General features: G+C 59.0%; 13 protein-coding genes. 5 read left to right on the top strand and 8 right to left on the bottom strand.

Annotation, left to right across the window (positions count from 1 at the left end):
- From pepT to PDO_RS19825, 3 genes are all read right to left on the bottom strand, one after another.
- A partial coding sequence (gene pepT, locus PDO_RS19835; RefSeq protein WP_007606104.1) for a peptidase T occupies positions 1–883 on the bottom strand: 883 nt, incomplete at its 3' end.
- Positions 884–908: 25 nt separating this feature from the next.
- Positions 909–1,721, bottom strand: coding sequence for a D-alanyl-D-alanine carboxypeptidase family protein (locus tag PDO_RS19830; RefSeq protein WP_007606103.1), 813 nt, complete (start codon positions 1,719–1,721; stop codon positions 909–911).
- Positions 1,722–1,869: 148 nt separating this feature from the next.
- Positions 1,870–2,868, bottom strand: a complete 999-nt coding sequence (locus PDO_RS19825; RefSeq protein ID WP_037074790.1) for a TerC family protein — start codon at positions 2,866–2,868, stop codon at positions 1,870–1,872.
- A gap of 340 nt (positions 2,869–3,208) precedes the next feature.
- On the opposite strand from PDO_RS19825, the gene rpsD reads away from it, so the two are divergent.
- The 4 genes from rpsD to PDO_RS19805 all read left to right on the top strand — a co-directional run bounded on the left by rpsD (position 3,209) and on the right by PDO_RS19805 (position 6,646).
- Complete coding sequence (gene rpsD / locus PDO_RS19820; protein ID WP_007606101.1) at positions 3,209–3,826, top strand: 30S ribosomal protein S4; 618 nt, start codon at positions 3,209–3,211, stop codon at positions 3,824–3,826.
- A gap of 112 nt (positions 3,827–3,938) precedes the next feature.
- The gene (locus tag PDO_RS19815; protein WP_007606100.1) at positions 3,939–4,865 is read left to right on the top strand and encodes a glutaminase; all 927 of its coding nucleotides are present in this window, start codon (positions 3,939–3,941) and stop codon (positions 4,863–4,865) included.
- Positions 4,866–4,935: 70 nt separating this feature from the next.
- A complete protein-coding gene (gene ttcA / locus PDO_RS19810; RefSeq protein WP_007606098.1) occupies positions 4,936–5,823 on the top strand; it encodes a tRNA 2-thiocytidine(32) synthetase TtcA in 888 nt (295 codons plus the stop codon).
- A 1-nt stretch (position 5,824) separates the two neighbouring features.
- Complete coding sequence (locus PDO_RS19805) at positions 5,825–6,646, top strand: inositol monophosphatase family protein (protein WP_007606096.1); 822 nt, start codon at positions 5,825–5,827, stop codon at positions 6,644–6,646.
- Between the two features lie 48 nt (positions 6,647–6,694).
- Here the strand turns inward: PDO_RS19805 and PDO_RS19800 are convergent, their stop codons facing one another.
- From PDO_RS19800 to PDO_RS19790, 3 genes are all read right to left on the bottom strand, one after another.
- Complete coding sequence (locus tag PDO_RS19800) at positions 6,695–7,900, bottom strand: multidrug effflux MFS transporter (protein ID WP_037074786.1); 1,206 nt, start codon at positions 7,898–7,900, stop codon at positions 6,695–6,697.
- Positions 7,901–8,029: 129 nt separating this feature from the next.
- Positions 8,030–8,365, bottom strand: a complete 336-nt coding sequence (grxD, locus tag PDO_RS19795) for a Grx4 family monothiol glutaredoxin (protein ID WP_007606093.1) — start codon at positions 8,363–8,365, stop codon at positions 8,030–8,032.
- 125 nt (positions 8,366–8,490) lie between these two features.
- On the bottom strand, positions 8,491–8,730 hold the full coding sequence (locus tag PDO_RS19790; RefSeq protein WP_007606091.1) for a hypothetical protein: 240 nt from the start codon (positions 8,728–8,730) through the stop codon (positions 8,491–8,493).
- A 144-nt stretch (positions 8,731–8,874) separates the two neighbouring features.
- Between PDO_RS19790 and PDO_RS19785 the strand changes: the two genes are divergently transcribed.
- Positions 8,875–10,023 carry a lipase family protein gene (locus PDO_RS19785; protein ID WP_007606089.1) on the top strand — a complete coding sequence of 383 codons (1,149 nt, stop codon included), beginning with the start codon at positions 8,875–8,877 and terminating at the stop codon, positions 10,021–10,023.
- 79 nt (positions 10,024–10,102) lie between these two features.
- On the opposite strand, the gene PDO_RS19780 is transcribed toward PDO_RS19785, so the two are convergent.
- Both PDO_RS19780 and PDO_RS19775 read right to left on the bottom strand, forming a co-directional pair.
- Positions 10,103–10,336, bottom strand: a complete 234-nt coding sequence (locus PDO_RS19780) for a BolA/IbaG family iron-sulfur metabolism protein (RefSeq protein ID WP_007606087.1) — start codon at positions 10,334–10,336, stop codon at positions 10,103–10,105.
- 59 nt (positions 10,337–10,395) lie between these two features.
- A complete protein-coding gene (locus tag PDO_RS19775; RefSeq protein ID WP_141649958.1) occupies positions 10,396–10,986 on the bottom strand; it encodes a hypothetical protein in 591 nt (196 codons plus the stop codon).
- Positions 10,987–11,002: the final 16 nt, after the last annotated feature.

Below are 11,002 nucleotides of genomic sequence, written 5' to 3'. Positions count from 1 at the left end.
TTTCTTTCTCCACCAGCGCTTCGTCGGTGAAGTCCCGGATGATCAGTCCGATATGGGCGCTTTCCATGGTGCCGCTGACATTGGTCGGGTGGATGAAGCCCTGCTTGCCTTCGGTTGCCTCTGGTGTGATGTCCCTTGGCAGGCGTGCGACGATGTCGCTGGCAATCTTGATGGCGTTTTCCATCTTGCCCTTGGCATAGCCCGGATGCATGGCGACACCGGTGATGTCGATCTCGACCCCGTCGGCCGAGAATGTCTCGTTCTCGATCTCGCCGACAGTGCTGCCGTCCAGCGTATAGGCGAAGCGGGCGCCAAGCTTGTCGAGATCCACCTTGTCTGCACCGCGGCCGATTTCCTCATCGGTGGTGAACAGGATCTTGATCGTGCCGTGCCTGATATCCGGATTGGCGAGCAGGGTTGCTGCAGCCGTCATGATTTCGGCAATGCCCGCCTTGTCGTCGGCGCCGAGGAGGGTCGTGCCGTCTGTTGTGACGATGTCGTGGCCGATCTGGTTCTTCAGTTGCGGATGGCTTTCGACGCGGATCACCTGGTTGGTGTCGCCGGTCAACCGGATGTCACCGCCGCGATAGTTGCTGACGATCTGCGGCTTGACGTTGGTGCCGGTGAAGTCAGGGGCGGTGTCCATGTGCGAGCAGAAGCAGATGACCGGTACCGGCTTGTCGGTGTTAGCCGGGATGGTCGCATAGATATTGCCATGTTCATCAAGGTGGGCATCGGAGAGGCCGAGGGCCAGAAGCTCCTGGACCAGGATTCGGCCCAGATCCTTCTGCTTTTCCGTCGATGGCTGGGCAGAAGACTTCGGATCGGACTGGGTATCGATCACGACGTAGCGGAGAAAGCGGTCGAGGACTGTATCAGTCATGGGGCGTATCCGATCTCTGATGCGGTTATTGTCCGGACTGGGCGCCCAGATACTTGTCGAACAGGGCTGCCATCTGGCCGTCACGTTCGGCTGCGCTGTCGCCGCCGAGGACAACGCCAACGACGCGGCGGCTGCCATTGCTGGCAGAACTGACGAGATTGTAGCCAGAGGCCTTGGTATAGCCGGTCTTGATGCCGTCCGCACCCGGATACGTGGACAGCAAATTGTTGTGTCCGCGGAATTTCATGCTGCGAAATGTGAGGCGGGTCGTGGCAAACAGTTTGTACTCTTCCGGATAGTCGCGCATCAGGGCGAGGCCCAGCCGTGCCATGTCGGCGGCCGTGGTCACCTGGTTGGGGTCGGGCAGGCCGGCCGGATTGGTGAAGACCGTGCTGGTCATGCCGAGCGCACGGGCCTTGGCGGTCATCATCTGACCGAAGGCCTGTTCGGAGCCGGCGAGTGTTTCCGCGACCGCGACGGCCGCGTCATTGGTCGACAGGACAATCATGCCCATGACGGCTTCGCGCACGGTGATCTTGTTGCCGGCACCGACCGCGAACTTGTAGGGCTCCTTGCTCTCGGCATTTTCCGACATCACCAGGCGGTCATCCCAGCCGAAGCGTTTCTGATGCAGGGCCTCGAAGGTCAGGTACAGCGTCATCATCTTGGTCAGTGACGCCGGATAGTTGATGGCGTCTGCATTTTCCGCCTCCAGGATCTGTCCGGTATTGGCGTCGAGGATCACATGGGCGCGACCGGCTTCGGCCGTCGACGGCCCGAATGCAGCCGCAACGGTGAGGAAGGCCGAGAAGAAGAGGGAAGCGTTGCGATAGGTCATGACAGTTCCGAGCACGATCGTGAAATCTGATTGTGCTGCTGGCTTTAGACCAGTTTGGCCAAGCTGTCAGCGTCACAAACAGTCGTCACGACATTTTGTGCGCGTGCTGAGGGGGCGGCGAGGATGCCGCCCCCTCAGTGGGCACAGGTTATTGCTCGGTGACGGCCTTGGCGTCATCCTTGTCGATGTTGCGGGTTGCCCAGAGGGACCCCAGGATGCCGACGGCGAGGATGCCGATGGTGACCGACAGCGAGACCACCGGCGGGATCTTGGCGAGGCCGAGCATATCGGCGACGAAGATCTTCGAGCCGATAAAGATCAGCACGACCGACAGCGCGTATTTCAGATAGGCGAAGCGGTGGATCAGGGCGGAAAGCGCAAAATAGAGCGCGCGCAGGCCGAGGATCGCGAAGATGTTCGAGGTGTAGACAATGAACGGATCGGTGGTGATCGCAAAGATCGCCGGGATCGAGTCGACGGCAAAGATGACGTCGGCCAGTTCGACCATGATCAGCGCCAGGAAGAGGGGCGTGATGTATGTCTTCAGCTTGCCGGTTTTTCCATCCGCTTCGCGGACCAGAAATTTCTCGTCGCGCAGGCCATTGGTGACAGGCAGGCGCTTCTGCAGAAACTTGAGGACGGGATTGCTCGAGACGTCGTGTTCCTGTTCGGCTGTCAGCAGCATCTTGATGCCGGTGATGACCAGGAAGGCGGCGAAGAGATAGAGAACCCAGTCGTAGTTTTCGACGATGGCTGCACCAGCGGCGATCATCACGCCACGCAGGACGATGACACCGAGAATGCCCCAGAGGAGGACGCGGTGCTGGTAGGCGCGGGGGATGGAGAAATAGCCGAAGATCATGGCGATGACGAAGATATTGTCCATCGCAAGGCTTTTCTCGACGACAAAGCCGGTGAGATATTCGAGACCAGCCTGCTGGCCGCTCTGGAACCAGACCCAGCCGCCAAAGGCGACGCCAAGCGTCATGTAGAAGCCTGAGAGAAGAAAACTCTCCTTGATACCGATTTCACGGCTTTCCTTGTGCATGACGCCAAGGTCGAGAGCGAGTAGAAAGGCAACGAGAGAAACGAAGGTAAGCCACATCCAGGAAGGTGTGCCCAGGAAGTCAACCCAAAGAAAATCCAACATGAGGATCCCTTTGCCGGAAAGGTTTTTGATCGCAGCCCCGACATCACGAGAATCCGGCGCTCAACGTCAGAGGGGCCCGGTGGCTGCGTGAAAAGTCAGATGGGGCAGCGGCTTGGAAACTTCAAGTCACAATGTTGACATTTCCGGCCATCCCCCATATAGCCGCGTCAACTTCGGGTTCCTGAGAGCCCGTCGTTTAACGACATGTCCCGTGGTTTTCCCCGTACGCTTTACGTGAGAGGCCTGTCAGAGTTTCTAAAACGGAACTCAGAGGAGGGTGTGTTTCCTTGATCCGGTTTGGCAACAAACCGGTGTAACCTGTTGAGAAGGAAATGCGATGAGCAAGCGCGCTGCATCCAAGTACAAAATCGATCGCCGCATGGGCGAAAATATCTGGGGTCGTCCTAAGTCCCCGGTCAACCGCCGCGAATACGGTCCTGGCCAGCACGGTCAGCGCCGCAAGGGCAAGCTTTCGGACTTCGGTGTCCAGCTCCGCGCCAAGCAGAAGCTCAAGGGCTACTACGGCGACCTGCGCGAAAAGCAGTTCCGCGCCACTTACGACGAAGCCAACCGCCGCAAGGGTGACACTTCGGAGAACCTGATCGGTCTGCTCGAATCGCGTCTGGACGCGATCGTATACCGCGCTAAGTTCGTACCGACCGTCTTTGCTGCCCGTCAGTTCGTCAACCACGGCCACGTCACTGTCAACGGCGTCAAGGTCAACATCGGCTCGTACCGCTGCAAGGCTGGCGACGTGATCGAAGTTCGCCAGAAGTCGAAGCAGCTGGTCACCGTTCTCGAATCGGTCCAGCTCGCCGAGCGTGACGTTCCGGACTACATCGAAGTCGACCACAACAAGATGGTCGCTACCTTCGCTCGTGTGCCGACCCTGTCCGACGTTCCTTACGCTGTCGTCATGGAACCGCAGCTGGTCGTCGAATTCTACTCGCGTTAATCGACGCGTTTCGGATTTTTGGAAAAGCCGTCCTTCGGGGCGGCTTTTTCTGTTTGCAGTGGGATGGTGGACAATGAATATTGGGCCAGCGCTTCCGAGCGAGAGGGTGGACATGGACCTGCAGGCGATCGTTGACGACATCGTGCGCGAGCTCGAGCCCCGGCTGGGCGAGGGCAAGGTGGCCGACTACATTCCAGAACTGGCGCGGATCGACCCCAAGCAGTTCGGCATTGCCATCACCACGGTTGAGGGGCAGACCTACAAGGCCGGTGATGCGGATGCGGCGTTTTCCATCCAGAGCATTTCCAAGGTCTTCATGCTGACGCTGGCGCTCGGCAAGGCCGGCGAGGGCGTGTGGAACAGGGTCGGGCGCGAACCATCCGGGTCTGCGTTCAATTCCATCGTGCAGCTTGAGCACGAGCATGGCATTCCGCGCAATCCGTTCATCAATGCCGGCGCGATCGTCGTCGCCGACATGGTGTTGGCCGGCCATGCGCCTCGCGAGGCGATCGGCGAATATCTACGTTTCATGCGCTACGTCGCCGATGACGAGACGCTGTCGATCGACGAGAAAGTGGCGCAGTCGGAGCAGAAAACCGGCTACCGGAATTTCGCCTTGGCCAATTTCATGCGCGGCTTCGGCAATCTGCATCATCCGGTCGAGCATGTGCTTGGCGTCTATTTCCACCAATGCGCCCTGGCGCTGAGCTGCGTCCAGCTCTCCCATGCCGGCCTCTATCTCGCCCATCGCGGCACCAATCCGCTGACCGGATTTTCGGTCGTCTCGCCCAAGCGCGCACGGCGCATCAACGCGCTGATGATGATGTGCGGCCATTACGACGGTTCGGGTGATTTCGCCTTCCATGTCGGTCTGCCGGGCAAGTCCGGCGTCGGCGGCGGCATCCTGGCCGTCGCGCCGGGCAAGGCTTCAATCGCTGTCTGGTCGCCGGGGCTCAACAAGGTCGGCAATTCGGCGCTCGGTTCTGTCGCGCTGGAAATGCTGGCGACGAAGACGGGCTGGTCTGTCTTCGGCACTTGATCTTGACGGCTTAAAGGGGCATTGCACACACGATATGCCACGCGGCCCCACGCGCCCGAGGGAGCCCGAAATGAACATTTCCTTGCCCGCCGATACATTTGGCGCCGATGCCACCACCACAGAGGACGAACTCGACCTCGCCGGCATCCATCCGATTTTCGCCAAGGCGCCGCAGTCCGTGTCGTTCAACAAGCTGCGCAAGCGGCTGATCCGCCAGGTCCGTCAGGCAATCACCGATTTCGACATGCTGAGGGGCCAGAAGCGTTGGTTGGTAGGCCTGTCCGGCGGCAAGGACAGCTATGGTCTGCTGGCTATCCTGCTCGACCTGAAATGGCGCGGCCTGCTGCCGGTCGAGCTGATCGCCTGCAATCTTGATCAGGGCCAGCCGAATTTCCCCAAACATGTGCTGCCGGACTATCTGACGGCGATTGGTGTCGAACACAGGATCGAATATCGCGACACCTATTCGATCGTGAAAGAGAAAGTACCGTCAGGCGGCACCTATTGCTCCCTCTGTTCGCGCCTGCGTCGCGGCAATCTCTACCGGATCGCGCGCGAGGAAGGCTGCGATGCGCTGGTGCTGGGGCACCACCGCGAAGATATTCTCGAAACCTTCTTCATGAATTTCTTCCATGGCGGGCGGCTGTCTGCCATGCCGGCCAAGCTGCTCAACGACGAGAAGGATCTCTTCGTCATGCGGCCGCTTGCCTATGTCGCCGAGGACGACATGGCGCGCTTTGCCCAGTCGATGGAATTCCCGATCATTCCCTGCGATCTCTGCGGCTCCCAGGACGGCCTTCAGCGCAATGCGATGAAGGACATGCTGGCAGGCATCGAACAGAGGATGCCCGGCCGCAAGGACGCGATGCTGCGGGCGCTCGGGCATGTCGATGCCTCGCATCTGCTCGATCCCAAGCTTTTTGATTTTTCAGCACTTCAGACATCCAAGGACAGCTAATATGGCCGACATCGATATTGCAGCGCTTGCCAATCTCCTGCAGGAGGCGGCAGTCCGTGAAATCCTGCCGCGTTTTCGCAATCTGGGCGAGGGCGATGTGCGGATGAAGAGCGAGGCGATCGACCTGGTCACCGAGGCAGATGAAGCTGCCGAGCGGCTGATCCGGGATGGCGTCGCCGAAATCATGCCGGGTGCGCTGTTCATTGGCGAGGAAGCGGTGGCCGCCGATCCGGCGCTGCTGGGCAGGCTGGCCGGCGCGGATCTGGCAGTTGTGGTCGATCCGATCGATGGCACGTTCAACTTTGCCTCGGGACTTGCGCTGTTCGGTGTCATGCTCTCCGTCGTCAGCAAAGGCGAGACGGTTGCCGGCCTGATCTACGACCCGATCGGCAATGACTGGGCGATCGTCGAGAAGGGCTCAGGCAGCTGGATGTGCAAGCCCGACGGCTCGCAGGAGCAGATGTTCATGCGCCCGTCGCAACCGCTCGAGCAGATGATCGGCATTGCCAACACCGGCTATTTCGACATCGAGACGCGTCGGAAACTTCTGGTCAATCTCGCGGACGTGCGGCTGTTCACCAGCTATCGGTGTGCGGCACATGAATATCGTCTGCTGGCGCAGGGGCATATGGATTTTGCCATGTACAACAAGCTGATGCCCTGGGATCACCTGGCCGGCGCGCTGTTGATGCAGGAGGCCGGTGGCCATGTGGCCCGTCTCGACGGATCGGCCTATCTGCCGCATCACACCGACGGCGGACTGCTGGTCGCGGCCGACGAGGATACATGGCAGGAACTGCGCGAAAAGATCTTTACGGTCTAACGAAAAAAAGGCCCGGTCTCCCGGGCCTTTTTTACATCTGCCGCCAGCTCAGACCGGCTGGTTGTGTGCGTGGAACAGCCGTCCCTTTTCGCCGATCAGGACGAAGATCAGGCCGATGATCGAAACAACGAAGTAGCCCGCCACCATTGGCAGGGCCGTGCCGTCATAGGCCTGGCCGATGGCCGCACCGATCAGGGAGCCGCCCACCGTGCCCATGAAGCCGAGCACTGACGAAGCGGTGCCGGCAACATGGCCGAGCGGTTCCATGGCCAGCGAGTTGAAGTTTGATCCGATCCAGCCGAACTGGAACATCGCGAGCGCGAAGAAGGTGATGAACAGGGCAAACGGCATGGGCTGCGGTCCAAGCACCTGTACGATCAGCCAGATCAGGTTGATGGCGATGAAGCCGAGCAGCGATGCGTGGGACAGCTTGCGCATGCCGAAACGGCCGACAAGCTTGGCGTTGACGAAGGAGGATAGAGCCATGAAGAGCGCAACGCCGGCAAAGGCGACGGGAAACCAGACGCCGAGGCCGTAGATGCCGACATAGATCTGCTGCGCCGAGTTGATGAAGCCGAACAGGGCGCCGAAGATGAAGGTACTGGCGATCGTGTAGCAGAGTGCGACACGATTGGTCAGAACGATGCGAAAGCCGTCGAAGATGACGTGTGCGGTGAACGGGCGAACGTCATCGGCCGCCAGCGTTTCGGGCAGGCGCACATACATCCAGGTTCCGACGATGACCGCGATCGCAGCCATGAAGACGAAGATCCAGTGCCAGTGACCGAAGAGCATGATCACCTGGCCTGTCCCTGGAGCGACAACCGGGATCACCATGAACACCATCATGATCAGCGACATCACTTCCGCCATGCGGCGACCGCCGTAGACATCGCGCACGATCGACACGGTGATGACGCGGGTGGCGGCAGAGCCGATGCCCTGGATGAAGCGCAGCAGCAGCAGCATGCCGAATGACGGCACCAGAACGACAGCCAGCGACGAGATGACATAGATCGCAAGGCCGATGATCATCGGGGTCCGGCGACCGAAGCGGTCGGCGATCGGGCCGTAGAAGAGTTGGGCGACGCCGAAGCCGATAAGGTATGCCGAGACCACGTATTGGCGATGGTTTTCATTGTCGACATTGAGGGACGCGCCGATCTCCTGCAAGCCTGGCAACATGATGTCGATGGCAAGCGCGTTCAGCGCCATCAAAAACGCCATCATCGCGATGAATTCTATTCGGCCCATCGCTCCAAGAGCCTTGGGCGCCGATTGTAATGAATCTGACATGAAAAATTACCTTAAAACGGCAGCAAGGCGTTGCCCGGGGCAACGCCTTGTCAACCGAAGAGTATGACTTGTCTTGCGGTGGATGGATCAGGCGGCGCCGCGAACGGCAATGCCCTGGTCTTCGAAATGCTTCTGCAGTTCGCCAGCCTGGAACATTTCGCGGATGATATCGCAGCCACCGACAAATTCGCCCTTGATGTAGAGCTGCGGGATCGTCGGCCAGTTGGAGTAATCCTTGATGCCCTGGCGGATCTCCTGGTCGGCAAGCACGTTGACGCCCTTGTAGTCTACGCCCAGGTAATCGAGGATCTGCACGACCTGGCCGGAGAAACCACACTGCGGAAACTGCGGGGTGCCCTTCATGAAGAGAACGACCGGGTTGCTCTTCACTTCGTTGTCGATCAAATCGTTGATGCCGCTCATGGGTGTTCCTTTCACGCGCGGATTCAAGGTCCGCTGTTTGTATCCGTTGCTCTAGATAGCAAGCAGAATGCGATTTTGCCAGAGTTATGCACTACAACATTTTACTGAAAACAGCTTGAAGCCGATCAACGCGCACGTTGACTGCTGCGGTTGGAAGAACTGCGGCGGCGGCTGACCTGCTTGCGTGCGGGCTTTGCGGTCTTTGCCTTGCTGCGCGTGGTCTTCTTGACGAAACGGCCGCTGGTGGCGGAACGGGCCTGGCGCTTGCGTCGACGGGTCGTTCCCTTACCCGTCGTCTTTTTCAGTATTTCCTTGAGGACGCTTTCGACGACGTTGCTCACCATCTCATTGACCAGGCTGGCCATCGGCTCTGTCTCCGCTTTGAACACTTATGAAGGGTGATTGCCCCAAGATTCGGTGCTTTTTCGACCGATCCTCTTTTAATCCCGGGACTTCTCGTCTAGCAAGCGCTGCTTGCGGTCGCAGATCGCCATCAACGAACAGAGACGATGAAAAAGATCGATACCAGGCTGGTCCTGCACTTCCCCGGCTTCGAGCCTCTTGATGCTCAGGCTCATCAGCAGCGCTATGCCCGATCCGCCGCACAGGCTTCCAAGATCTGGGGGGCGGATTTTGCCGTGAAGCCACTGGTGCAGGACGACGTTGGTGCGTGCTTTGATGTCGAGGCCAGATCTGACGCCTGGCAGGTACGCTCGACCATCCATGTCTTCGACCACAATGAGCTGATTGCCGAAATGCGCTCGGAACCGCTCTGGCGGCAATTGTTGGCCGGTTACTGCGCGGCAGTGCATGTCGTGGTGCAGGGCGGCGCTCTCGGCTATCTGCGCCATGCCTGGCGGTTTGGCCTGTTCTTCCTGTTTCCCTTCCTGTTCGTCGGTCTGGCAATGGTGCTGAGCCTCGCGATTGCGGCGCTGCCGGTGGTGTTCGGCCTGTCATTCTGGCTTTTCGCTCTGTCTGTTCCGGCGGCTGTCGGCTTTTTCGTCTTCCTGTTCGTGCCCTATTCCAACCGGTTCCACACCCTGCATCTCTTTGCCGACTGGCGCCTGGCAGTCGGCGTTGCGCGGGAAGACGATAGCGTACGGTTGTGGGTTGAAAAAAGTGCAGATGATATGTTGCAGGCGTTGAAGCAAAATGCCGACGAAGTCCTGATCACTGCACACAGCATGGGCGCCAGCCTGGCAATTGCCGCAATCGGTCGGGTGCTGGAGAAGGAGCCTGAGGCTTTTGCAGCCAGGGACGTAACCTTCGTCACGCTCGGGGGTGCTGCCCTGCAATGTGCCTTGTTGTCGAGTGCGACGACGTTGCGCCGGCGGGTCGGTGTGCTGGCGCGCAACCGCGATGTCTTGTGGTTCGACATCCAGTGCCTGACCGACCCGATCCATCTCTATCGGTGCCATACCGTGGCGCTTTGCGGCCACGAGGATGCGCGGCAGCCGAAGCTGGTCTTCATCCGGTTCAAACATGCGCTATCTGCGGAGCGCTACAAGAGGAACCGCAGAGACCTGCTGCGCATGCACCGGCAATATGTCCTGGGGCCTGATCGCAAGAGCGGCTTCGACTTTACCCTGATGACCGCCGGGCCGCTGCCTGCCGCGCGTTTTGCCGACCTGAAATCGGATCAGCCCCCGGTATTCTGATCGCACAGCAGACATGAAGAAGCCCGCCTGACGTCTGCCGGGCGGGCCTCTACAATGTCCTGTCGACGTGCCTGTGTCGCTATTCGGGGATGCTGGTCTGCAGCGCCAGCGCATGCAGAACGCCACCCATGTTGCCCTTCAGCGCGTCATAGACCATCTGGTGCTGCTGCACCCGGTTCTTGCCGCGAAAGGCCTCGGCGACAACTTCCGCCGCATAGTGATCCCCGTCGCCCGCCAGGTCGCGGATGACGACCTTGGCGCCGGGGATTCCGGCCTTGATCATGTCTTCGATATCACCCGGGTTCATCGGCATTGGCTCAGTCCTTCCAGAAGTTCGTCCCAATCAAGGGTAACGTTTTTGACTGGAGTCAGTCAAAATTGTCTTTGAGTTTGTGTCGCAAGCCATACCGCGCAGACTGCCAGGAGAATATACGCAAAAAGTTCAAGTGTCTCTTCAACGTTCATCATGTGCAGTTCTTCACCAATTTGCCCGGCCACCAACGACAGGAAGACCACTATAAGCGGCCAAGACGTGCGAGGATGAATAGCTATAAAGATGTCTTTCAGCCTTGAGGTGGCAATCCCAGCAATCATCCCAAGCCATACAATAGTTGCGGCAACGATTACATAGGTATGGGTCGGGCGAACAACGCAGAAATTAATTTCCGGCGCGCCACATGACGGTGTTTCACGGGTCAAGAAAACCAAGGCAAAATAGACCGTGGTGATGGCAGTGATTCCCTTCAGAGAACTCGGCCTGCGCGCTGAATAAACTCCAAATACGATTGCGACAACACAAGCAACGTTTTGCAGTAGTTCAATTGGCCCGTTTTCACCAAAGGTGATTTCCGCGCTCGCACCAGTGATGCTCGACCATATCACCGCCATCCCGACCAAAATCGACGTAACCAGCAAAGAATTAATTAATATTCTGTTGTCATGCCACGTCGCCTGTGGCGTCATAATCCATTGCTTAAGC

It is taken from the genome of Rhizobium sp. PDO1-076, from assembly GCF_000247475.1.
Taxonomy (GTDB): Bacteria; Pseudomonadota; Alphaproteobacteria; order Rhizobiales; family Rhizobiaceae; genus Allorhizobium.
The sequence above is the reverse complement of the archived record's forward strand: the minus strand, read 5'-3'. Positions and strand labels throughout refer to the sequence as shown.

Bases quoted from the DNA above. Each gene is read 5' to 3' on its own strand.
- PDO_RS19830 (WP_007606103.1), bottom strand. From the start codon at position 1,721: ATGACCTATCGCAACGCTTCCCTCTTCTTCTCGGCCTTCCTCACCGTT.
- PDO_RS19790 (WP_007606091.1), bottom strand. From the start codon at position 8,730: ATGGCCAGCCTGGTCAATGAGATGGTGAGCAACGTCGTCGAAAGCGTC.
- PDO_RS19800 (WP_037074786.1), bottom strand. From the start codon at position 7,900: ATGGGCCGAATAGAATTCATCGCGATGATGGCGTTTTTGATGGCGCTG.
- PDO_RS19815 (WP_007606100.1), top strand. From the start codon at position 3,939: ATGGACCTGCAGGCGATCGTTGACGACATCGTGCGCGAGCTCGAGCCC.
- PDO_RS19775 (WP_141649958.1), bottom strand. From the start codon at position 10,986: ATGACGCCACAGGCGACGTGGCATGACAACAGAATATTAATTAATTCT.
- PDO_RS19785 (WP_007606089.1), top strand. From the start codon at position 8,875: ATGAAAAAGATCGATACCAGGCTGGTCCTGCACTTCCCCGGCTTCGAG.
- rpsD (WP_007606101.1), top strand. From the start codon at position 3,209: ATGAGCAAGCGCGCTGCATCCAAGTACAAAATCGATCGCCGCATGGGC.
- PDO_RS19805 (WP_007606096.1), top strand. From the start codon at position 5,825: ATGGCCGACATCGATATTGCAGCGCTTGCCAATCTCCTGCAGGAGGCG.
- PDO_RS19780 (WP_007606087.1), bottom strand. From the start codon at position 10,336: ATGCCGATGAACCCGGGTGATATCGAAGACATGATCAAGGCCGGAATC.
- grxD (WP_007606093.1), bottom strand. From the start codon at position 8,365: ATGAGCGGCATCAACGATTTGATCGACAACGAAGTGAAGAGCAACCCG.
- ttcA (WP_007606098.1), top strand. From the start codon at position 4,936: ATGAACATTTCCTTGCCCGCCGATACATTTGGCGCCGATGCCACCACC.